At 35.4% G+C, this 23,331-nt stretch carries 25 protein-coding genes; 2 read left to right on the top strand and 23 right to left on the bottom strand.

Annotation, left to right across the window (positions count from 1 at the left end; genetic code table 11):
- Positions 1-51: 51 nt before the first annotated feature.
- The 19 genes from nirK to AC2A1D_RS12635 form a co-directional block, all read right to left on the bottom strand.
- A complete protein-coding gene (gene nirK / locus AC2A1D_RS12725) occupies positions 52-1,089 on the bottom strand; it encodes a copper-containing nitrite reductase (protein WP_484043977.1) in 1,038 nt (345 codons plus the stop codon).
- Between the two features lie 117 nt (positions 1,090-1,206).
- Positions 1,207-1,638 carry an RrF2 family transcriptional regulator gene (locus AC2A1D_RS12720; RefSeq protein WP_484043976.1) on the bottom strand — a complete coding sequence of 144 codons (432 nt, stop codon included), beginning with the start codon at positions 1,636-1,638 and terminating at the stop codon, positions 1,207-1,209.
- A gap of 78 nt (positions 1,639-1,716) precedes the next feature.
- Positions 1,717-2,673: a DUF438 domain-containing protein gene (locus AC2A1D_RS12715; protein WP_484043975.1), complete on the bottom strand. Its 957-nt coding sequence runs from the start codon at positions 2,671-2,673 to the stop codon at positions 1,717-1,719.
- A gap of 168 nt (positions 2,674-2,841) precedes the next feature.
- Positions 2,842-3,747: a bifunctional molybdenum cofactor biosynthesis protein MoaC/MoaB gene (gene moaCB / locus AC2A1D_RS12710; protein ID WP_484043974.1), complete on the bottom strand. Its 906-nt coding sequence runs from the start codon at positions 3,745-3,747 to the stop codon at positions 2,842-2,844.
- A 4-nt stretch (positions 3,748-3,751) separates the two neighbouring features.
- The gene (locus tag AC2A1D_RS12705) at positions 3,752-4,192 is read right to left on the bottom strand and encodes a molybdenum cofactor biosynthesis protein MoaE (protein WP_002978650.1); all 441 of its coding nucleotides are present in this window, start codon (positions 4,190-4,192) and stop codon (positions 3,752-3,754) included.
- A complete protein-coding gene (locus tag AC2A1D_RS12700) occupies positions 4,189-5,277 on the bottom strand; it encodes a ThiF family adenylyltransferase (protein ID WP_484043973.1) in 1,089 nt (362 codons plus the stop codon). The genes AC2A1D_RS12705 and AC2A1D_RS12700 overlap by 4 nt, the downstream gene beginning before the upstream one ends.
- Before the next feature lie 11 nt (positions 5,278-5,288).
- Positions 5,289-5,522, bottom strand: coding sequence for a MoaD/ThiS family protein (locus AC2A1D_RS12695; protein ID WP_124802800.1), 234 nt, complete (start codon positions 5,520-5,522; stop codon positions 5,289-5,291).
- Positions 5,519-6,085 (bottom strand): molybdenum cofactor guanylyltransferase, encoded by a 567-nt coding sequence (locus tag AC2A1D_RS12690; RefSeq protein WP_484043972.1) that lies wholly within the window; start codon positions 6,083-6,085, stop codon positions 5,519-5,521. The genes AC2A1D_RS12695 and AC2A1D_RS12690 overlap by 4 nt, the downstream gene beginning before the upstream one ends.
- Positions 6,086-6,115: 30 nt before the next feature.
- Positions 6,116-6,442: a winged helix-turn-helix domain-containing protein gene (locus AC2A1D_RS12685; RefSeq protein WP_076781657.1), complete on the bottom strand. Its 327-nt coding sequence runs from the start codon at positions 6,440-6,442 to the stop codon at positions 6,116-6,118.
- Entirely contained in the window at positions 6,430-7,626 is a 1,197-nt protein-coding gene (locus AC2A1D_RS12680; RefSeq protein WP_484043971.1) for a molybdopterin molybdotransferase MoeA, read from the bottom strand. The genes AC2A1D_RS12685 and AC2A1D_RS12680 overlap by 13 nt, the downstream gene beginning before the upstream one ends.
- 71 nt (positions 7,627-7,697) lie before the next feature.
- A complete protein-coding gene (locus tag AC2A1D_RS12675) occupies positions 7,698-7,835 on the bottom strand; it encodes a hypothetical protein (protein ID WP_484043970.1) in 138 nt (45 codons plus the stop codon).
- A gap of 177 nt (positions 7,836-8,012) precedes the next feature.
- Complete coding sequence (locus AC2A1D_RS12670) at positions 8,013-8,306, bottom strand: hypothetical protein (RefSeq protein ID WP_484043969.1); 294 nt, start codon at positions 8,304-8,306, stop codon at positions 8,013-8,015.
- 70 nt (positions 8,307-8,376) lie between these two features.
- On the bottom strand, positions 8,377-9,375 hold the full coding sequence (moaA, locus tag AC2A1D_RS12665) for a GTP 3',8-cyclase MoaA (protein ID WP_374444371.1): 999 nt from the start codon (positions 9,373-9,375) through the stop codon (positions 8,377-8,379).
- Positions 9,359-9,643: a DUF6755 family protein gene (locus AC2A1D_RS12660; RefSeq protein WP_029292694.1), complete on the bottom strand. Its 285-nt coding sequence runs from the start codon at positions 9,641-9,643 to the stop codon at positions 9,359-9,361. Before AC2A1D_RS12660 ends, moaA begins: the two co-directional genes overlap by 17 nt.
- A gap of 166 nt (positions 9,644-9,809) precedes the next feature.
- A complete protein-coding gene (locus AC2A1D_RS12655) occupies positions 9,810-10,337 on the bottom strand; it encodes a QcrA and Rieske domain-containing protein (protein ID WP_002978627.1) in 528 nt (175 codons plus the stop codon).
- Positions 10,338-10,347: 10 nt separating this feature from the next.
- Positions 10,348-10,923, bottom strand: a complete 576-nt coding sequence (locus AC2A1D_RS12650; RefSeq protein ID WP_002978625.1) for a 4Fe-4S dicluster domain-containing protein — start codon at positions 10,921-10,923, stop codon at positions 10,348-10,350.
- A 13-nt stretch (positions 10,924-10,936) separates the two neighbouring features.
- Positions 10,937-13,168: a molybdopterin oxidoreductase family protein gene (locus tag AC2A1D_RS12645; protein WP_332655533.1), complete on the bottom strand. Its 2,232-nt coding sequence runs from the start codon at positions 13,166-13,168 to the stop codon at positions 10,937-10,939.
- A 13-nt stretch (positions 13,169-13,181) separates the two neighbouring features.
- Positions 13,182-14,237 (bottom strand): MFS transporter, encoded by a 1,056-nt coding sequence (locus AC2A1D_RS12640; protein ID WP_332655531.1) that lies wholly within the window; start codon positions 14,235-14,237, stop codon positions 13,182-13,184.
- Between the two features lie 278 nt (positions 14,238-14,515).
- Positions 14,516-14,902: a Crp/Fnr family transcriptional regulator gene (locus tag AC2A1D_RS12635; protein WP_484043968.1), complete on the bottom strand. Its 387-nt coding sequence runs from the start codon at positions 14,900-14,902 to the stop codon at positions 14,516-14,518.
- Positions 14,903-15,036: 134 nt separating this feature from the next.
- Here AC2A1D_RS12635 and istA point away from each other — a divergent pair, with 134 nt between their 5' ends.
- Both istA and istB read left to right on the top strand, forming a co-directional pair.
- A complete protein-coding gene (istA, locus tag AC2A1D_RS12630) occupies positions 15,037-16,590 on the top strand; it encodes an IS21 family transposase (RefSeq protein ID WP_484043967.1) in 1,554 nt (517 codons plus the stop codon).
- An 18-nt stretch (positions 16,591-16,608) separates the two neighbouring features.
- Complete coding sequence (gene istB, locus AC2A1D_RS12625; protein ID WP_484043966.1) at positions 16,609-17,346, top strand: IS21-like element helper ATPase IstB; 738 nt, start codon at positions 16,609-16,611, stop codon at positions 17,344-17,346.
- Between the two features lie 133 nt (positions 17,347-17,479).
- Here istB and AC2A1D_RS12620 read toward each other — a convergent pair whose 3' ends face one another.
- The 4 genes from AC2A1D_RS12620 to AC2A1D_RS12605 all read right to left on the bottom strand — a co-directional run bounded on the left by AC2A1D_RS12620 (position 17,480) and on the right by AC2A1D_RS12605 (position 23,331).
- The gene (locus AC2A1D_RS12620; RefSeq protein ID WP_484043965.1) at positions 17,480-17,716 is read right to left on the bottom strand and encodes a hypothetical protein; all 237 of its coding nucleotides are present in this window, start codon (positions 17,714-17,716) and stop codon (positions 17,480-17,482) included.
- Between the two features lie 80 nt (positions 17,717-17,796).
- The gene (locus tag AC2A1D_RS12615) at positions 17,797-18,996 is read right to left on the bottom strand and encodes a GIY-YIG nuclease family protein (protein WP_484043964.1); all 1,200 of its coding nucleotides are present in this window, start codon (positions 18,994-18,996) and stop codon (positions 17,797-17,799) included.
- Positions 18,989-21,352, bottom strand: a complete 2,364-nt coding sequence (locus AC2A1D_RS12610; RefSeq protein WP_484043963.1) for a DEAD/DEAH box helicase — start codon at positions 21,350-21,352, stop codon at positions 18,989-18,991. Before AC2A1D_RS12610 ends, AC2A1D_RS12615 begins: the two co-directional genes overlap by 8 nt.
- A gap of 344 nt (positions 21,353-21,696) precedes the next feature.
- On the bottom strand, positions 21,697-23,331 hold the full coding sequence (locus AC2A1D_RS12605; protein WP_484043962.1) for an RNA-binding domain-containing protein: 1,635 nt from the start codon (positions 23,329-23,331) through the stop codon (positions 21,697-21,699).

The raw sequence follows: 23,331 nt of genomic DNA, 5'->3' as shown, positions 1-23,331 counted from the left end.
AAAACTCTCATTGCTTTGTATTTGCTAAACCTCAATGAAACAAGAAAAAAATTATGGATTCTTTTTATAAACTGCAGGGTTATCCGGTCCTGTAACTTTAATTTTGCCTAAAGCTCCTTTGTTGAAAGCTCTGAAAATTGCGTGGTCAACAATCACATATTCACCGGGAACGGTTGCTTTGAACTCTACAATAGACGCTCCACCAGGAGGAATAACCGTGGTCTGTACATTTTCATTGATTTTGCTGCCGCCTTCCATATACACTCTGTCGAAGATTTCCCCGATCACGTGGAAAGAAGACGTAAGGTTCGGACCACCGTTTCCTACGAAGAAACGCACCGTTTCACCTACTTTTGCCTGCAACTCGCCATCGCCCAAAAGAGCTCCGGTTTTTCCGTTAAACACTACATACTCCGGATGTTCTGCAATGGCTTTATCCATATCGAATTCCTGAAGACCTTTGTCACCAAATTTCCCTTTGGTGTAGAAATCGCCCTGCATAATGTAGTATTCTTTGTCCACTTTTGGCAGTCCGCCTTCCGGTTCGATAAGGATGAGACCGTACATTCCGTTGGCAATGTGCATTCCTACAGGAGCTGTGGCACAATGGTAAACGTAAAGTCCGGGATTCAGTGCTTTAAAATTGAAAACTTTTTCCGTTCCCGGCGCTACGAAAGTGGCTTCTGCACCGCCACCGGGACCATTAACAGCGTGGAGGTCGATGTTGTGAGGGAATGTATTGTTTTCATTATTTTTTAAGTGAAGTTCGATTTCATCGCCTACCCTTGCACGGATAAAACTTCCCGGAACCGTTCCGTTGAAAGTCCAGAAATTATATTGCGTACCGTCTGCCAATTCGCCAGTCTTCTCGATAGTTTCAAGACGAACGACAACTTTCTTTGCTGCACGATCTCCAACAGGAGCCGGCACATTGGGCGGTGCTACAGATTTTTGCTGTTCTACGGAACCGTCCGTTTTAATTTTCTCTGTATCTGAATTATTTTCAGAGCTTGTAGAATTGTTTTGTTTACAGGAATTCAGACTGATGAAAGCAGACAAAACAGCGGCAAGGAAGAGTGATTTTTTCATTTTTTCAGAATTTTTACGATTTATAGTTGGTTTTAATTTCAAAAATACTTAAACAAAGTTATTTTATTTTAATGAAATTTTATTGTTTTCAAATATTTTAATTCAATAATATTGATTTTATTTTTTTAGAAATGTGAGTTTTAAATCTAAATTCTTGACAAACATTTCGATTTTAGAATTGTCGAGCATATCTTTTATTTCCTGTCGAATATGCTTAAAATCGTTATGAATAGGACAAGGATGGTCTTCTGAACATTCTTTAAGACCAAGACCGCAACCCGAAAATAGTTTGTCACCATCTATTTCTCTCACAATATCAGCTACAGACTGTTCAAGATTGGCATCATCCATATAGAAACCACCGTTGGGTCCTTTTGCCGATTGCACAAAACCTTTTCTACTGAGATTCTGAAGTATTTTTGCAATGAAATATTCCGGAGAATCTATACCCGATGAAATATCTTTAATGCTTATCCGACTTCCGTCCTTAGACTTCTGTGCGATAAAAATCAAAGCTCGAATGGCGTACTCACAGGTTTTAGAAAACATTTGCTATTTTTATTATACAAAGATAAAAATCTATTTCGAAATAAAAGACAAATTAGTATTTTATTTAATTGATATTTATCATTCCCATTCCAACAGTCTCCTTTCGCCTTCAATTTTTTTGGTTTCGGAAATATCTTGAGACATCTCAATCACCCCTCGGTAATTTTTCTGAGCATCCCGAACAGCAAAATATCGAACATAAATCAACTTCTCTTTATAGTTAAACCAAAATGATGCTTCATTTTGTTCTCCTTTCCGAAATGCCTCTACTATTTTCAATACTGTATCAACACTTTTTGGAGGATGGCAGAATTTTACCTCCCTTCCGATGATCCCCGCACTTCTGGGGAAAACACGTTCTTCTCCTCGATTATAGAAAATCACTCTGTCATTTTCATCGACATAGGTCAAATCTAAAGGTAAAGTTCTAAATAATAGATTCACTTGTTCAATTGTCATATATCCTTCGTCGAAATGTGATGCATTTTCATCAAAAACGACATTGGTTCTTACGACTGTATCTTCTGATGGATGTACATATTGATTGTCTTCAGGATATTTTGCGGGAGGCTTGCTAAGCATCCAGCCGATCTCATCTTCTCCTTCACGCATTTTGATCCATTCATCCTCTGTAAGAATATCCAAAGCGTTAGGAAACAAAACTGTTTTCTCAACCGCTATTAGATTCCTCAAATTCTGTCCTGCATACTCTGTATTTTCCATCGCAGAATCCAGATCTTTTTCATCGATATTTTTTCTGATGATCCTGAAAATTTCCCTTATTGTATCGTGGAAAGACCACATATTTCTGGAAGGCCCTGTCCATCCTTTCTGCTCTAAAAACGGAAACAGTTGATTTTCTTTTCTTTCAAATCGTCTTTCAACGGTTGCCAGTTGATTGAAAAGATTGTAAAACTTCTGAAATTCTTCGTTTGCATTTGTATTGTTCAGTTCTTCTAACAAAGAAATAATTATTTCTTCTTCGATCAAATAAGTTTGAACAGGATGTCCTGATTTAAATTGATTTTTATCCATTTATTTTTTAATAAAATATTAATATCTTTTTATCTTCTATTTAAAAATAAAAAAACTTTTCTAACTAGGCGTTTTGTTCTTTAATAATAGAATTACGACAAATTTAAGATTAGAATTTCAAATAAAAGAGTGTTTTGTCTTTTATTATTTTGATTTATGTCATTTGATTTAATGCTTGCCTCCATTTATTATTTTATAGATATGTAAAATTCCAGGAAATATCGCATCCATTGACTCCTCCGCTCCTTTTGTAGAACCAGGAAGTGCAATGACCAATGTCTCACCTATCATTCCGGCAATACTTCTGGAAAGCATAGAATAAGGAGTTCGTAATTGTCCGTAATTTCTAATGGCTTCTGCAACGCCGGGAATTTCTCTGTCCAATAATGGACGAACAGCTTCTGGAGTAACATCTCTTTTCGAAAGTCCTGTTCCTCCTGTGATTATTACAAGGGAAATTCCGTTTTGGACGTAAAAGTTTATTTTGCTTTGAATTTCCACAATCTCGTCAGGAATAATGATATAATCATCAATACTTACGAGGTTTTTCTCCAATGCTGAAATAATCGCCTTTCCTGCTTTATCTTCTTTTTTCCCTGCAAAAATACTGTCTGAACAAACTATTACGGAAGCGTTAATTCCCACTCCAGAATCCTTGAGGTCTGATTTACCACCTTTTTTCTCGATCAGTCTGATATTTCTGATTTCGATATTTTTATCAATCGGTTTCAGCATATCGTACATCGTCAAAGCCACTACAGAAGCCGAATGCATCGCCTCGACTTCTACCCCGGTTTTATAAATGGTATGAATTTCAGATGTGATATAAATTTCCAAATCTCTGATCTCAAATTGTATGGAAGTATATTCTATCGGAATAGGATGACAATCAGGAATAACATCACTGGTTTTTTTGGCAGCAAATAATCCCGCCGTTTTTGACATCTCAAAAACATTGCCCTTCGGAACAGAATTGTTGACAATCGCATCAATCGTTTCTTGTGAACTAACGCTCAGTACAGCCTCAGCCATAGCTTTTCTGAGGGTATTATTTTTATGAGTAATATTAACCATATACTTATTGTTTATTTTCTTTCCAAGTGTGAGAGTTATCTTCCAGTATTTCTTTGCCCCATAAAGGAACTTCTTTCTTAATCCTATCAACCATTTCATCACAGGCGTTGATGGCTTCCTTACGATGCGCAGCTGAAGTGAAAACGAAGAGGCAGATTTCACCCACCTTGATTTCCCCCAACGAATGGTAAATATGTGCACAGGTTAACCCATATTTTGCAATAATCTCTTCACGGATCTCATGTGCCTTTTCAAGAGCCATTTCTTTGTAAGCTGTAAAATGTATTGCTTGAACTTTTTTCTTGTCAATCATATCTTCGCGGATCTGACCAAGAAAAATACTGTGTCCGCCAATCGTGGTTTTGACCGTATGCTTGGTAATGCTTTCAGCAACGAATATTGGATTGATAGGACCTTCGATAAAAATATCTTTGATTTTTTTCATTGTAAAATTGATTTTATGCCTGATTTAAAATGTTTTATTTCTTTATCCGGAAAATGACTTTTTAAAAGTTTTACCGCTTTCTGACTCCTGATTCCTGAAACGCATACAAAACAGATCGATGTATAGCCATTCAATCTTTCCAAATTTTCTTCAAGTGTGCCAAATGGAAGTTCTAAAATCTTCATTGCAGAAATTTTAGGCTGTTCGTCCTCTTCTCTTACATCGATCAAAATGCTTTTGTCATGATTTAAAAACGATTGAAGTTCTGAAAATGAATTTATTTCATCATTTTTATTAAGACTACAGAATTCTTCATAATCAAAATTTTGAAATTCTTCGATGGTTTTTGGTCCCGCATTTTCTTGATTTTCATTAAATTTAATTTTCATTGATTGATAATTTTTGGTATTAAAAATCAGTAACTGATGAATCAAAGTCTCGGCTGAACCGCTTAATAACTTGATGACTTCATTCGCCTGAAAAGTTCCGATAACAGCCGAATGCGTAGGCAAAACTCCCGCTTCATTACAATTTGGAACTTCACTCTGATTGGGTGGAACCGGAAATAAATCTCTATAATTGGTCATTTGATCTTCCTTCTCCACATTGAAGACCGAAACCTGACCTTCATCTCGAAAAAGAGATGCATAGACCAAAGGTTTTTTCATCAGATAGCAAGCGTCATTCAGCAAATATCGGGTTGCAAAATTATCGGTACAATCTGCGATAACGTCATAATTTTCAATTAAATGAATGACATTTTTGGTCGTTATTTTTTCATTAAAAATTTTAATTTCGGTTTCGGAATTTCTGTTTTTCAGATGTTTTTCGGCAACGATAACTTTGGGGAAACCAATATCTTTTTCATCAAACAAAAACTGGCGATGCAGATTTTGAATTTCAACCACATCAAAATCTACAATCCCGATTTTCCCGATTCCCGAAGAAACCAAAATCTGAAGCGCAGGACAACCTAAACCTCCCGAACCAACCACCAACACAGAAGAATTCAACAATTTTTCTTGCGAAGAAATTCCAAAATCCGGAAGGATGATTTGTCTGTTGTATCTTTCTAAATTCATCATAATTTTAAATTTTATCCTCCCGAATATGGCGGTAACAAGGCAATTTCTGATGGTATGGAAATGATTTTGCTATCGTTTGCTTTCACGCCGTTTACGATAATTAAAAAAGTTGATTCTTTCAATTCCGGGAATTTTTCGAAGAGTTTTACTTTTAATTCTGAAACAGACTTTACGTTTTCAGAATCCAAATCGTATTCGTTTCCGTGGAAAATATCGGCCAGTTTTCCAAATATTTTTAGTTTCATTTTAATTTAGATTTAATAATTTTTTCCGCAGTTTTAAAATTTTCCGGCGTATTTATATTTAAAAGTTGATGCTCAAAACTGTCTTCAAAATCTATGTAATGAGCGTTTTGCTGTTCCAGAAAGCTCGTCATTCTGAGGTTTCCGCTATCGATGGTTTTCTTTAAATCATTCAGAATAGAAAAAGGATAAATGCCCACAACCGGATATATTTTTTCGCCAAAACGCACGACATTAATTCTGTATTCTACTTTTTTTTGAAGAATATTTTCAATCAAATCCGAAGAAACGAAGGGCATATCGCAACTGCAAACAAAAATATCTTCCTGGCAAAATTCTAAGGCGGAGCGAATTCCACCCATCGGACCTTTTTGTGTTGTAACATCTTTAATAATGCCCTTCGAAATTGAATAATTTGAATGATTTCCTGAAATAAAAATCTCATCAAAAACAAAAGACAAATTATCGATAATGTGCTGTATCAAGGTTTTTCCGCCCAAAATCATCGAGGCTTTATCTTGTCCCATTCTGGAGCTTTTGCCTCCTGCTAAAATGATGGCTTTCATTTTTTTGATTTTATTTAAAATTTTTAAACATCAAAAAATCTCATCTTCAGAAAATTTCATAAAACATTCCTCGGCTGTTTTGAATTTTTCCACGATTTTTTTTCCGTAATCTGTGAGTGAACTTTTTCCACCGGATTTCCCACCTGCTTCTTTGATGACGATTTCTTTGGACGAATTGGCGTTGATGTCCCGCACAATTCCCCACGCCTTTCGATACGGAATTTCCAAAATTTTTGAGGCTTCTGTGATGGAACCCAACTCGTCAATTTGTTCTAAAAGTCGGGCTCTTCCGATGCCGATTTTCAGTCCGGATTCGGTTTCAATCCAGATTCTGCCCTTGATTTTCAGACTTTCCATATTTTGACTTTTTCTCCGATGTTGATTTCAGTTGCGCCTTCGGGAAACTCCACCAAACAGTTGGCTTGTGCTACAGAATCCATTTTATAAGATTCCTGTGCGTTGAGAATGAGCACTTGTCCTTTTGTGTAAAATGCTTTCAGAAACTGGGTTTGATCCTTGTTTTTCTTCTTTGCAAAAGATTCCGAAATGGCAAAATCTTGTTCTTCATCAAACTCTTTTCGTCCAAAACAACCGAGCAAAAACGGCTTCACATATTGATGATAGCAGGAAAAAACAGAAGCGGGATTTCCGGGCAACGCAAAAACAAATTTCTCTTCAAGTTTTCCGAAGTACAAAGGTTTTCCGGGTTTCTGTCTTATTTTATAAAATAATTCTGAAACACCTATTTTTTCCAAAGCCGGTTTCACATAATCATAATCTCCGACAGAAATCCCACCAGTAATTAATAAAATATCCACCGTTTCTAAGCCATTTTTTATAGCAGAAAAAGTTGCTTCTTCAGTATCTTCTACGTGATAGACGAACGAAAACTGATGATTGATTTCAGATAAAGCTGATTGAAGCGTGTACGTATTAGAATTGTAAATTTCGCCATCCAGAAGTGGTTTTCCTATTTCTACTAACTCATTTCCGGTATACAAAAGTCCTATATTTAATTTTTTGTAAACTCCTATTTTCTCAATTCCAAATCCTGCCAAAAACCCGATGACTGCGTGATTGACCAACGTATTTTCTTCAATTATTTTTGTTCCGACTTTGGTTTGAGAACCTTTCAAACGAATATTTTCACCTTTTGAAATTTCATCATCATTAAATTGAATTCGGTCGACAATTCTGGTCGTTTTTTCCTGCATAATCACGGTATCGACACCATCAGGAATTTTTGCTCCCGTAAAAATGCGCACGGCTTCTCCTCTATTCAAAACAAAATCGATTTTTGAAATCCCAGCTGGAATAATTTCAGTGACATTTAATTCTGAAAAATCTGCCAAATCATCAAATCGAAATCCGTAACCATCCATCGCAGAATTGTCGAAAGACGGAACATCTAATGTTGCAAAAATCGGTTCTGAGGTGTAAGAACCTTGTGCTTCTAAAATTGAGAGCGTCACTTTTTCTGTACGAAAAATTTGTGTTTCGATTATTTTTTTAGCTTCGGAAACGGAGATGAAATGGTTCATTTTTGATGAATGTTGAATGTTTGATGATGGAAGATGGAAGTCTTTAAGGTAATTTCTTACACAATTTCGACTTATTTCACGCGGGTTACTTCGATGCTTTTAAGCCATTTTACGTGGCGCGGACCGGTTTTTGTATCGTTCAGACTTACAACAATCATTTCTCCTTTTTCTTTCAGCGGTTTTCCGTTTTGCTCAAATAATACATACACTTTTTCACCATTCGGATTGTTGAATAATTCTGCCCAGGAAAAGGTGGCTTTGTAATCGTCTGAAGCTCTTGCAACGATGTAGAAATTGCGGTCTTTATGCTCTTGTTATGCGATTTTTGCTTTTTCCAAAATGTCGGTTAGCAAAACTCCTTTTGTAGATTCTACGCTATCTTTGGTCTATCCTGTCTGGCAAACAATTTTGAAATCTTTCAGTTCTACGACTTTCATTTTTTTTAAAGAATCGACCGTTAAAGTCAATGGTGTTACGACATCCCTCGTTACTTTTATTTCTTTACTCACATATTTTAAATCATCTTTCTCGTCGTGTTTGTGGTTTTCTTTTTCTTCAGAATGTTTTTGAGAATTTTTTGCAGAATTATCGGTCGCTGGATTGGTTGCTTCAGATATTTTGCATTGTAACATTGTGATTGCAATCATCACAATCGTAATCAAATTGGATAATTTTTTCATTGGTAATTACTTATGAATTGTTTGAAATCTTATCGTTATGTTTTTTTAATCCTATCGGTTGGCAAAATTTTTATCCGCCAATTTTTATCATACTTCTGTTGATGATTTTTTGGTTGTTTACATTTTCCATTTCGGAGAATTGTCCGCCTTTTTCTTTATGTTTTTTGATGATTCCCAATTTGATCAGTTCAGTTAAACTTTCATTATTTCTGAAAGATTTTAACAAATCAAATTCATCTGCGCCGAAAAGACAATTTTTCATTTTTCCGTCGGATGTGATGCGGATTCGGTTACAACCAGCACAAAATGAGTTGCTCATTGTGGAAATCAAACCAAAAACGCCCTTACTTTCTGCATCAATTCTGTATTTTCTGGACGTATCATTTTTATGGTCTTCCACCTTTTCGAAAGTGAAATGTTCTGAAACCAAAGTGAGCATTTCGGAAATCGGAATGACTTTATTTTTCTCCCAAGAATTCCCTGTGAAAGGCATAAATTCTATAAACCTCAACTCAATCGGATAATGATGAGAAAGTGCGATGAATTCTGGGATCTCGTCTTCATTAAAACCTCGCATTACAACGACATTTAGTTTTACATTGAACCCACGTTTTATGCTTTCTTTAATATTGTCCCAAACCGTTTGAAAAAGATCTCTTTTTGTAATATATTTAAACTTTTCCCGGTCGAGCGAATCGATACTGATATTGAGATTTTTGATGTCACATTCAGCAAGCAAATCAAAATATTTATGAAGCAGCACACCATTGGTTGTAATCCCAATATTCGCTCCCAATGTAGAAAGTTGTTTAATAATGGTCTCAAAATCATTTCTTACCAAAGGTTCGCCACCCGTAATTCTGATTTTATTGATATTAAATTGTTGAACGAAAATTTTGGAAATTTCAAAAATTTCCTGACTGTTCATCAACTCGATGGATGGTGTGCTTTTGAACGGTTCATCGGGCATACAATACAGACATCGGAAATTGCAACTATCGGTAATCGAGAGTCGGAGATAATCGTGTTTTCGTCCGAAGGAATCGAGTAAATCAGTAGGCTTTGTCATCTTTTTCAGCTTCTGAATTTTTGATTTGTCCAGTCGGAATATCGGGTACATATCTCAAAAAGAAAATAGTACACAGAAATATAACAACAGAACCGATTGCGGAATACCAAGCAAAATCGATATGTTCTTTGTCTAAAGCTTTGTTAATTGTTCCGAACAAAAGCCACATCTGCATACTGACCAACAAGATGTAAATGCTGATGATGGCAACCAACATCTCGTTGACGCGGAATGTTACTTTTTTGATGGGTTTCTTTCGTATTGACATTTTGTTATTTTTTAATTTATTTTGAACCGTCGAATTGTTGCAACCCGGCTTAAGGGTAATCCTTTTTTCGTTGAGAAAAGCCTATGCAAAAAAGATTGACTTCCTCGAACCACTTTCGTAGGTCTGGGAGTGAAATGCGGAAATTGTTGCCTAAATAATCATCGTTCTATCCGTGGCCGTGCGTTTCCTTGGCTTCTTTGATGAAATCTGTCACGAAAATTTTATCATCTTTGATGACAACCGTTAATTGGGGAAGAGGTCTTGGTGGCGGACCTTGAATGACAGAACCATCGTCGGGGTTGAAAAAACCGTGATGACAAGGACATTCTATTACTTTTTCATCGTGATTGTATAGAACGGAACACGAAAGATGCGTGCATTTTTGTTCGAAAACCTTCCATTTGTCTTCGGCTAATCTGATAAGCATGTAAGGATTTCTGTGATCTTCGTTGATGTAGAAAGTCCGCATTCCTCCAATATTAAGGTCGGTGGTCAATCCCACGAAATATTCGCCGAGTTTTTCTTCTTTTTTGAAATAATTAAACACCGGAATCGCCACATTTGCTAATGCTAAAGTCCCAGAAAAAAAGGTAATGAGTTTGATGAATTCTTTGCGGGAAACGTAAGCTGCTTCTCGTTTTTTGATGGGAAAATCGGCTTTCCAGGCGGGGATTTTTTTATTATCTTCAGACATAGTACTATGATTAAAAAACTTTTAATTCTTCGCTGCCTTTCGGCATCATTATATTCACTTTGGTATTCACGACTTCTTTCCCGAAGATAAAGCGGTTGACTGGCGAACTGTTTGGTCTTTTCTTCGCAACATTTTCTCTGGTATCAAAGGTTAATGCGCCACTCGGACAAACTGTTGCACACATTGGCTTAAGTCCAGTACTTGTTCTGTCGTAGCACATGTTGCATTTCATCATCAGCATTGCGCTTTGGTCCGGAATCTGTGGAACTCCGAACGGACAACCGATGACGCAATTGGCACAACCGATGCATTTGGAAGTATCTGCCGTGTGTACGATTCCATATTCGTCTTTTGTGATTGCGTCTGCCGGACAAACGTTTGCGCAAATCGGGTCTTCGCAGTGCATACAAACCTGAACTGTGGTCTGAATCGTCTCTGCTCTGTCAACATAATGAATATGAATCATCGAGGTTTCTCCGTTGGTTTCACACTCCGCACAAGCCATCTCGCACGAGTGACAGCCGATGCAACGCTGCATATCCACGAAAAACTCCATATCATTAAATTTTTCAAATTGCTCCGCCATAATTTTTTAAAATTTAATATTGAATATCTCTACTTTGGTTGGCAAATTCTTTTGAATTTTCACCTTTTTTTCGTCCTGTTTTTTCCACTTTGCAGGCACAAACTTTAAACTCGGGAATTTTTGAAACCGGGTCCAAAGCATCGATCGTTAATTGGTTTGCAGAATTGACTCCGCCCCAGTGATAAGGAATGAAAACAGTGTCTTGTCTGATGGTCTCCACCACATTTGCAGGAAATAATGCGCTTCCTCGTCTTGTAGAAACTTTAATTAAATCATTTTCTTCGATGCCATATTTCGCTGCCAGTTTTGGATGAATTTCCAATAACGGTTCTGGATACAAATCAACTAATTTCCCAATTCTTCTTGTCTGAGAACCGCTTAAATATTGGCTTACAACTCTACCCGTTGTCAACACAATCGGATAATCTTCGTCTGGTTCTTCGGTTGGTTTTTTATAAGGCGTTGGGTTGAAATGCGCTTTTTTATCATTGGTATTGAAAACCTTGTCTTCCCAAAGTCTCGGTGTTCCGGGATGGTCTTCGGTAGGACAAGGCCAGAAAATTCCGAGATTTTTTTCTACTCTTTCGTAAGTAATTCCGTAATAATCTGCAGCGCTTCCCCTGGATGCAACTCTTAATTCATTAAAAGTTTCTTCGCTGTTTTTATAATTAAATTTATCTCCTTCGCCTAATCTTCTGGCGAGTTCCATTAAAATTTCGCTGTCCCGTTTTGCTTTTCCCGGTGGGTCAACTACTGCACGGATTCTTATAACGCGACCTTCTGCAGAAGTTGTTGTTCCTTCTTCCTCTTCCTGCAATGAACCAGCGAGAATAATGTTGGCGTGGCGCAAAGTTTCTGATAAAAAGAAATCAATTCCGGCGTAAAACTCTAATTTTTCTAATGCTGCACGAACGTTACTGTTATTTGGCAAAGAAACCAAAGGATTAAAACAAATTGAAAGTAAACCTTTAATCTCGCCTCGGTTGATGGCTTCGATGATTTCGTAAGCACTTAAACCTTTTCCGGGCATATCTTCTTCTTTGATTCCCCAGACATTGGCAACAAATTTTCGATGTTCGGGATTTTCGATGTCTCTGTTTCCTGGAAGTTGGTCGCATTTGTGACCGTGTTCACGACCGCCTTGTCCGTTCCCTTGCCCTGTAATCGTTCCGTAACCGCAATAAGGTTTCCCGATTCTACCGGTTGCTAAAACTAAATTGATACAGCTTGAAACATTTTGAACGCCTTTAGAATGATGTTCGATTCCACGAGCGTGCATGAGAAAACTGGTTTTGGCTTTACCCCACATTTCTGCGGCTTTATAAATTAAATCTTTCGGAATTCCGGTTACTTCTTCTCCCCATTCCAAAGTGCAATCTTTTACAGCTTCGGCAGTTTCTTCAAATCCTGAAGTGTAATTATGAATAAAATCGTTATCCAGCCAATTATTATCAATTAAAACTTTCAACATTGTATTCGTCAATGCAGAATCGGTTCCGGGTCTCAATGGCAGATGAATATCGGCAGTTCTGGCAATCGGAATCTGACGTGGGTCGATGACAATCAATTTGGCTCCGTTATCACGAGCTTCCCAGATTTTATGGGTTAAAACTGGGAAACATTCGCTCACATTTGCTCCGGTAATGATGATGACTTCTGCGTGCGCCAAATCTGCCCAACTGTTGGAAGACCTGTCCATTCCAAAGGCTTTTTTGTTTCCTGCACCTGCACTCACCATACAAAGACGACCGTTGTAATCGAGGTTTGCGGTTTTCAAAGCAACTCGGGCAAATTTCCCGATCATATAACTTTTCTCATTGGTAAGAGAAACGCCGGACAACATTGCGAAAGAATTTTTTCCGTATTTTTCCTGTATTCTTTTAATTTCATTAATCACAACATCGTACGCTTCATCCCATTCTATCGGCACAAAACCTTTACCTTCTACTCTTTTGTATGGCGAAAGCAAACGGTCCGGATGATTATCCTGCATATAGCGCTGAACACCTTTTGGACAAAGTCTACCCTCATTAAAAGGGAAATCGTTCCAAGGTTCAAAACCTACGACTTTTTTGTCTTTTACTTTTAATTGAATGCCACATTGCAAACCACAAAAACAGCAATGCGTTTTTACCAAAGCATCAGGATTTTGAGGATTAGACCTCACTGTACCTTTGTTTGGATAATGTTTGTGCGGTCCGAAAACATTGATGATTTCGTCGGCTGTTACAGGTAATTTTGCCATTTTATTTTAAATTTTAACCAAAATAAGTTCCAGATTCTTGTCGTGCTTTTAGATGTGCTTTTGCAAGCATTGCCCGTTTTCCTTCCGGGCTGAAATCTAAATAACTTTTCCCCTCTTCATTTTCTAAATCGAATCCCATTTCCTGGGTTATTTCTTTTAAATCTTCGATGTGCATTGAAGTTGTGTATTCGTCGCCTGTGTGTGGACAAGTTTGCATTCCACGGCGCTTTCCTTCTATTTTATAGATATTTGCACCAACTTGTGCCGGTCTTTGAAAAATGTGAAAAAACTTCCCGAACGGAATCCACATCAGAAACATTGCAACCGTAATTGCGTGTGTGATTGCCATAAACTGGCTCATTTTTCCTTCGAGATAAGAGTAATCAAACCAAATTCCCAAACCAGTGACGGAAACTGCAACGAGTAAAATCAATGGAAGCCAATCTCTTTCGAACCATTGTGTTGCGATTAATCCCTCGTCTACAAATCTTCTGTGCATCATAATTAAGCAACCTATTATCACCATAATAGCAGTCCAAACCAAAATATGGAAAAGGATAAGTGCCATCACAGTATTAAGTGGAAAAGTCATTACTGTAATCCCCATCATATGAGTTTCATACATATTCGTTGTTCCAGCTTTTAACGTAAAGTGCATCCAGCCAAAAGTGAGCCCGAAAGTAACTCCGAAAGAAATTAAACATCCCGTTGCTAAAAGAAAGTGACCTAGCCATCGCATTCTTCCTCTTGGCATAATAAACCTTTGAAAGAGAATGTTGCGTACAGAAAGACGAATCACCTCTTTCATATAGATTGGATAATCTTTACTGAGGATAAATTCCCAGGTGCGTTTCCAATACTTTTGTGTAGCAGGACGCTGCTTCCAAACAGAATGATGGTAAACTACGCCAAAGGTCATACTTATTGTTCCGAAAAAGTATATGATCAAGGCTGCGTCAAAATTCTGTAAATTCAGAGAGCCTATCACTGTGATAGCAATTACAACGAACGTTGCAATAATAGCATTGAAAAATGCTTTCTTATTTATATTTGTAAAAATACTGAACATGTGCAAAGTTTTAAATGATAACTCACTTACAATCAAGAACCACTTTTTTTTCTTAAACAAAGATACAATAACCAATTTTTAAATAAGATACAGATGTCTTATTTGAAATCATTCAAAATAAATGATGTAAATAATAAAAAATACCTAATTGATTAACAATAACTTGTATTTTATATGATTTACATCATATTTTAAAAATGATTTGAAATTTCCCTTTTAATCTAGTACCTATAAAAAAAACACCTCAAAAAAGGTGTTAAATGATGATAATATAAAAGTTAAACAAAATCTAACTTCAATTTCTCTAAATCTGCAATCTTTATTCGTTTTCCTGAAAATATGAGGATATTTTCGTTTACCATTTCTGAAATTACCCGGTGCATAGTTTCATAGGTTGTTCCTATATATGCCGCCAAATCTGTCTTGGTTAGTTCAGCTTTTAAAACATTGTCTTTATCAAGTCCTAAATGATCAATAAGATATAAAAGGTTAACGATAAAACGTTTCTTTACAGACAACTGAAATAAACTTGCCATCTTTTGTTCAGACCAGTGCAGTTCCTCTGCGTAAAACATCATCAATTCATAAGCAAAAGTATTATTGGTTTTCAACAAGGTTTTAAAAAAATCCAGTTCTACAATGGAAAAAACGGTCAAATTGACCATGTATTTTCGGAGTAAATTGACCACCTTATTTCGGTTGAAAATGACCACCTTGTTTTAAGGGAAAAAATTCAAAGAAAAACTACTGATTTTTTCATGTTTTTAAACCTCATAGCTTCGTTAAAAAAAACGGAACTATGGCTAATAAAATTACAGACATGAACAAAATTAGAAAAGTGATAAAATTTCACACCGAAGGCAAAAGCAAGCTCTTTATAAGCCGATATTTATCTCTATCGAGAAATACAGTGAAAAAGTATATTGCGCTGTACGAAAGCCTTTCTTTAAGCCCAGAAGTATTAAAATCCAAAACAGATTCTGAATTAGAAACACTCTTTGCGTATACAAAAACTGAAGAAATAAGCCCAAAAATGCAAACGTTACTCAAATTTTTTCCAGGAATGGAAAGAGAACTGAGTAAAGTAGGGGTAACCATCCATCATATGTGGGAGAAATATATTTCCCAAAACCCTGATGGCTTTAAAGCATCTCAATTCAGGCATCACTTCAAGATTTGGAGTAAAGATGTAAAACCGGTGATGCATATACAGCATAAATCAGGAGATAAGATGTACGTAGATTATGCAGGAAAAACGCTTAAAATAAAGGAGAAAGATGGTGAACAGACTCAAGAGATTCAGTTTTTCGTTGCCATTTTAGGCTCCAGTCAATACACCTATGCAGAAGCGTCTTTAAGCCAGCAAAAGGCAGATTTTGTACAATCTATAGAAAATGCGTTGCATTTTTTCCAGGGAGTTCCGGCGGCAATCGTTACTGATAATTTAAAATCTGCGGTCATCAAAAGCAATCGCTACGAGCCTACCATCAACGAAACTTTAGCCGATTTTGCTGAGCATTACGAAACCACAATCTTGCCCACAAGAGCCTATAAACCCCGCGATAAAGCCTTGGTAGAAGGTGCTGTTAAGATTTTGTACCGAAGAATTTATGCTTTTATTAAAGAGTCGGACTGTGGTAGTTTAGAAAGTTTAAATCATCAAATCAGAAAATTACTCGATACCCATAACGCCAAAAAATTTACAGCCAGACCCTATTCCCGTAAAGATTTATTTCTGGAAGACGAGAAAAAAGAGCTTCTGCCACTTCCTCAGCAAAGGTTTGAAATTAAAACCCAATCACACGCTAAAGTGGGGCAAAATGGGCATGTACAACTATCTGCCGACAAAAATTATTACAGTGTGCCTCACCAATACATTAGAAAGATGGTGAAAATTTTATACACCTCCAGTAGCGTTGAAATTTATTACAAATACAACAGAATCGCTCTGCATCAAAGAAATTACAAACCTTATGCTTATACCACCGTTGTAGATCACTTATCAAGCACGCACAGGTATATATCTGAATGGAATGAAGAACATTTTATAGACAAGGGAAGAAAAATAGATGCTATTGTGAGCGAATACATTCTGAAGGTTTTGGAGAGTAAAAACTATCCCGAACAAGCTTATAAAAGCTGCCTTGGTATTTTGAGTTTTGAAAGAAAAGTAGGAAAAGAAAGGCTTATTAATGCCTGCAAGCGTGCTTTGGAATTTAATTCATACAGCTATAAAGCCGTACAAAAGATACTGGAAAACAATCTGGATGACCCCGGCTTTAACCCCGAAGAAAATCATGAAAATAAGCTTCCGGAGCACAGTAACATTAGAGGAAAAAACTATTATCGTTAATTTGAAAATCATAAAAAAATGAATGAAGCTACCTTAACAAAGATGAAGCAAATGAAGCTTTATGGCATGCAAAACGCCTTTAGAACAGCTATTGAAACTGGTAAAACAGATCATTTTACAATAGATCAGTTTGTAGCCATGCTTGTAGACTCAGAATGGGATGAAAGGCACAACAGACGTATCGACAGAAGCATTAAAAATGCCAAATTCCATTACAAATCGAATATTGAAGAGATCAACTTTGATGACTCCCGAAATTTAGACCGAAATCTTGTTTTACGACTTGCAGCGTGTGAATTTGTATCCAAAAATGAAAACATTTTAATCACAGGAAGTACAGGTGTGGGTAAAAGTTTTTTGGGTACGGCACTAGGTTATCAGGCTTGTATAGAAGGGTTCAAGGTATTTTATTTTAACACCTCCAAACTTTTTGCTAAGTTAAAAATAGCAAAAGCAGACGGTTCTTACCTTCGTGAATTGGCAAAAATACAGCGTCAGGATGTCATTATCCTTGATGATTTTGGGCTTCAGGCACTCGATAGCACCAACAGGATTACTCTTTTGGAGATCATTGAAGACCGCCACAATAACGGCTCATTAATCATCACCTCACAAATCCCTGTCCAGGGTTGGTACGACATTATTGGCGAAAAAACCATTGCTGATGCTATTTTAGACCGTCTCATCCATAAAGCACACCGTCTTGAGCTAAAAGGAGAATCTATGAGAAAAAAAAGAACGCTGAACAAAGCCTAAATTTTACCTAAATTTGGTAAAATAAACACAACATGAAAACAGTAGTTTTTTACCCTAAAATACAGGTGGTCAATTTGCACCAAAAATGAGTGATCACTTTAAACTGAAAAAAGGTGGTCAATATCACTGGAATTTACACATTAGTATCTACAGCTTGTTTAAACCATTTAGATTGTATGGCAATAAAATTGCCGTTTGATAATTTACCATAAGCTTCAATGCCTCCATCACCACCTGCACCATTTATTACTTTAAATTCGTCAACCGAGTTTGGATATTCTTTTAAAAGAAATCTTTCAAAAAGCTGGTTGCAAAGTGTTTCAAAGGAATTTTGACAACTTCCTCCATAAGTATTAAATGAATCCCACATGTGCCTAACGTTTGACTTTAAAGATAATTAAGTTTAATATGAATCAAATTAATCAACTACAATTTTACAATATAGATATCTTACTTCAAAACTACCTGCTTCTTAGCAACATCATATTTATAATGGATTATGTTTCCGCTGATTAGTAAATCTAGAGCTGTATTGATTTCTTCTAAGGGCACTGAAAACCATTCCCTCGGAATGTAGCGATTACTTTCTTTATCATACAAGTCAATATTCAAGCAAACTTCGGCAAAGAAACGATGAATTAGATTTTCAAATTGATGAATATTGAGGTTATAACAAGCAAAAGAATCAATAATTTCAACATCAGAAAAAAGATAAGTTGCTTCCTTTTTTGCATTTCTTACTCTCTCTTTCACGGGCAATTTAGAGAAGCCTATCTTATATAAATTTTGAATATTTTGAATTTCTATATTATCTGATTTTGATTTCAGAATATAAATCCAACCACTTTCAATATCTTCCTCTTTTATTACGCCTGCATTATTGAATAATTGTTGTTCGATATTTTCATCTGGATTAGTTATCAATTTACCATTCTTGTGAATAGCTTTACCTAAAGAACGGAAAAGCATATTTGAAATAGTAGCATTTTCAAAAATGGTAACGGTACGCCCCTCTAGTCTCATTCTGTCACCAGATTTATTTTCTTTCAAAACTTTTTCCGCTTTTGAAACCTTTAAATAACACAATAAACCATCTATTAAATAAAAATTCCCCTCTACCAAATTATCTTCAGCATTTTTAAAATCGAGAAGTTTTCTTTTACCTTCTTTTAATTCTTTATGAACCTGTTTGAACATTAGATCATATCTAGCAAATTCTTTTTCTGACATAGCTTGTCTTTGAGCAATATAATCTGCTTTATCACGACTACCCTTCAAAGGAGTATGTTTAAACTCGAAAATTGAATTATCGCCTTCGTTATCTAATAATCCTAAATCATCATCATTGAAAATATCATCCAATGTTTCTATTTTGATTTCTATTTCACCGAGCAAATTATGACGGTCAAAAGTTTTTAATAATTGTTTACGTGATTCATTAGCTTTAAATTCTTTTAAACGAGAAAACAAAGCATATTCCGACATGGAAGTTGGTTGAGGCTCGCGTCTATTTTTTTCAAAGAAATCGTTTATCTCTTCAAAAGATTCAATAAGCCGGTCTTCATCTGTTTTAATTTCCGATTTCTGAACTTTCGCATCTAATAAGCCAAATTCATCATCGTTCAAAATATCATCTATACTTTTAGCCATTTTGCGCTTTTCTTCTTTTTAAATCTTGTAAAAATAATAAAGCTTGAGCCAATCTCTGCTCTTTAGGATCATAAGAATTGATGTCCGGTACACTTCCAGTATTTTGTTTCCAGCGTTTTATACCTTCCCATGAAGCGATTGCTTCTTCTTCAGTCATCTCTATTCTTGTGATATTTATTGTATCCTGGATTGATTTTAATACTGACGAAGTCACACTTTTAGAGAGAATTTCAAATGCTTTTTGGAAAGGATTTACAGTGTCAATCAAATCAATATTAATATCATCAATATTTACAAAACTACCCGCCATTCTAATAAATTTTTTAGAGCCATGGTCTTCTACAGTTCCATTTTTGATAACCGAATCAACGACAACATGCTGTCGAATAGCTTCCACATCTTCTGCACTTAAATCAGGATATTTTTCTCTAATAATTTTAGGAATTAATACTGTATTAATAACTTCAGGTTCTATATTCCCTGGCATAGCTTTCAACATCGTATCATCCTGTAAGATTGTCGCCTTTAAATCATTTAAATCAGATTCTATAATATCTTTTGCTCTTTGCGAGGTTGGCTTTTTAAATCCACGAATTTTAATAGTGTTTTCATCATCACCTTCTTCATCAGGATCATCCATCGGTTTAAACTTAAAATTTGGTGCTAAAACCTGCTCCATCAGCAACGACGCTGTAATTGCTTTTAACATATTGTTCACAGCCAATTTCACGTCATCATCCACTGCATCAGGCTGGGCAATCAGGTTGGTAAACTGCGCATGATTTTTATTATTACTGTCTCGAGTTGCTCGACCAATGATTTGTATAATTTCAGTTAAAGAGCCTCTATATCCTATTGTTAATGCGTGTTGACAGAAAGGCCAATCGAAACCTTCTTTTGCCATCCCCAACGCAATAATCATATCAATATCTTCATCTGTTTTCACACCTCGTAAATAGGCTACGATTTTATCTCTCTCTTTCTGATTATCATTTACTAAATCAGCAATTTTTAAAATTCTTCCTGAGCGTTTACTTTTTACGTACAAAACTCTCGTTTCAGTGTCTTGATATTCTAAATCACCAATACAGTCAATAATGTGATTGACTTCTTCAAATTTTTCTTTTGAAGATTCTGCCGAATTTACACTTGGTATATGAATGATTGTTTTCAGATTTTCGTCTAAAATTTCTTCTAAAGCAGACATTCCCTTTTCTTCATCATGTTTATAATACCTTCCTCGATAAAAGTGATAACCAATTCCTAAAGATTTCAGATACTCATATCCATTTAATTGGTCATAATAGTTATAGGTTACATTGGTGAATTTTGCTTCGTCTTCAGGAGCTAAAACTGGAACACTATCACCACGGAAATAAGATCCAGTCATAGCAATTAAATGAGCATTTGATTTTGCCATAATATTTCGCAAAACATTTCCCAAAATATTCTCTCCATCAGCAGATACATGATGAAACTCGTCAATAGCAACAACACAATTATTAAAATCTTCCTCTTTTAAGCCCTCAAAAGCAAATCTTAAAGTAGCATGCGTACAAATCAAAATTCTTTCTTCGGATTCTAAAAATTCGTAAAAAGTTTTTACCTTAGATTTGTCACTTCCTGCTGTACAAAGATTAAAACGCTGGTTATATTCCCAATTCGTAAAAAATCCATATTTAGATAGCTCTGTAGGTGCAAACGAATTCCCAATTGAACGTTCCGGAACAGCAACAATTACTTTTTTTATTCCTTGATTTTGCAATTTGTCTAGTGCTAAAAACATCAAGGCACGAGATTTACCGGATGCCGGAGGAGCTTTTATTAAAAGATATTGTGCCGTTCTTGAAGCAAATGCTTTTGCCTGCATTTCTCGCATTCCCATTTCATCTGTAGATTTACTTTTGCCTGTTTGGTCATAAGTAACATTTACTAAATTGATTGGTTTTATATATTCTGGATGCTTGATTTCCATTTTTCCTTGTTCTTTTTTTTCTTGTTCTTTTGGTTGTTGAGCTATCGGATTATGGTATTCTTGATCTGCTTTTGAATCATAAACGATTAGTCCTAAAAGCAAATTTATGGTATCTGAAAATAATTCATGACCTTTTGAATCCAATCCTTTTGGATAGCCCGATTTATTAATCACCCAACCTTTTAGTTCAATTAAAACACGTGGACTGTCGGGATTATAACCGCCTTGCAACAACAGATGGGTAATAGGTTTTGGTTCAGAATACTTTCCGCCTTTATCTTTTTTATATAATTTATTCAGATAAAAATCTGTTAAATCTCTGTATTCTACATTTTTAAAACCAACCCGCATTTCGTCTATATATACATTTTTGATGGTCATATAGAGAATATTCTCTTTGCTGAGTTTTAGTTCATCTATTGTTTTTTGCAATTGGGTTGAGTATGCCACAGTTTTTTAATTTTTGATTGCTATTGATGTCTATATAATCTAAAGTTTGTCTAAAAGTTTATCTAATTTTAAATTTTATTTCTATTTTAGACATGGTTTAAAAACTGATAATGAATAAGTTAGATGTTTTAAATATTATTTTCACGTCTAAAAAACGTCTAAAGTTTATCTAAAATATTTTTCTGCACTAAGTTTAGACGTAATATATAGCTTATTTACAATGGTTTATTAATACATAACGTCTAATACTTGTATAAAAACACGTCTAATCACGTCTAATTCTTTTTTGATAACATCCAAATTTTATCCACATTTTCAATCTTTCCTAATTTTCTAAGAGCTTGTAAATTATTTTTTATTTTATCCTTCTTTTGGTTAATATCTATAATATCAGGAAGTTTATCTAAAAGCAATTCTTCAAAATCAGCTCTGGTACCTTTTTTGAATTTTGATAGATACTCTATAATCATCTTTTGACAATATTGATTATCAATACCTCTCTGTTTCATATAATCAGCCTTTTCACCTGTAATGGCAGCAACATCTGAAGATATATGAAAATTAGGTTTCCTACCTTCTATCAAATGTTTTACTTTTAAGGCTTTTACTTCATTATCTGATAAAGCTTTGTGCTTTGCAACTTTGTCCAGTAAAATAATTTCATCTAAAGAAAGATTGGGAAGCTCGGCTAACTTTCGAGCGTAGTTGATATCAACTACTTTTCCTATAATCGTAACTTTCACTTTATTATTAGAAAAATCATAATCTGGAAGAGGAAAGAATTTATCTTTTTGGATTCGGAACATTCTTTTTATCCCGCTTCCAATGGTATCAATCATGTTTAAGTTGACCATTGCACCAACCAAAAAAGTATTTCTGTATTTTGATTCAGGAGAATCACTAGTAACCACTTCTTCCACACTTTTAGGAATAAAAGTTCCTGAGTTCGTAAAGGAAATCCAACCATCTTCGTTCTCAACAACAATTATTTTCCCACCTAAAGTGTAATCCTGATGAGCAATACAATTGTGTAATGCTTCTCGAATGATATAAGCATCATATTGGTCTACTTCATCAGGAAATAAAGTTCCGGATTTGATATACCTATATTTTAAATTACGGATTTTTGCTCCTATCTGTTCGGTAACATTGATAAGAGGACACGAAAAATGTTCATAATCTTTCTCTACATTATCTTTGTCTTTTAATATCCAAGTAATTCTTGCTGTCGCCGGATTAATAAAATGTTCTGATTCGGGATTTCCTAAAAGTAAAATTGCAGTATTGGTAATTTTTCCTTTTATGGTAACTTTCGCTTTATCTAAAAACAGTTCATCACTCCAAGTATCTATTTCGTCTTTTAGTTTGGGATTTTTTTCTTTGTATTGGATTCTTGCAAAATCAATAGCAGTTTTGGACAAATCTTCAATACCTGCATTTTCTATAATTTCGGCACTCCAATCTTTTTGATTGGTTTGTGCTTTTATTCTATCTCGATCATAATCACTCAAAGCGCCTAAGCTCTCTCCATCTCTACCGTAATAATGTCCTTTCCAAGAAACTGGCTGCCCTTTTTGTGCAGCAGGAATTTCAAAGATTAAAACTCGGCGACCATCTTTTGTTACTTCATATACGTTTGAAAAGCTGTTGCGTGGAGATGTATTGTTTGAAATTTCTAATTTATAATCGTTGATTTGATTATTATTGATGGCTGTTCCCACAACTGTTTTATTATCTTTTACGCCCATCAACAAATACCCGAACTCCTGATCGTTCAAATTTGCTTCATTAGACAAAGCAGAAAAATATCGGCCTAATTTATCTTTGTCAAACTGGTTCTCTGCAGTCTTAAATTCTACGACTTCGTTTTCGGTAGAAAGAGATAATAAATTTTCTAATAGCTTTTCCAT

This window comes from Chryseobacterium sp. HNCC26DJ239, from assembly GCF_057180445.1.
The sequence above is the reverse complement of the archived record's forward strand: the minus strand, read 5'-3'. Positions and strand labels throughout refer to the sequence as shown.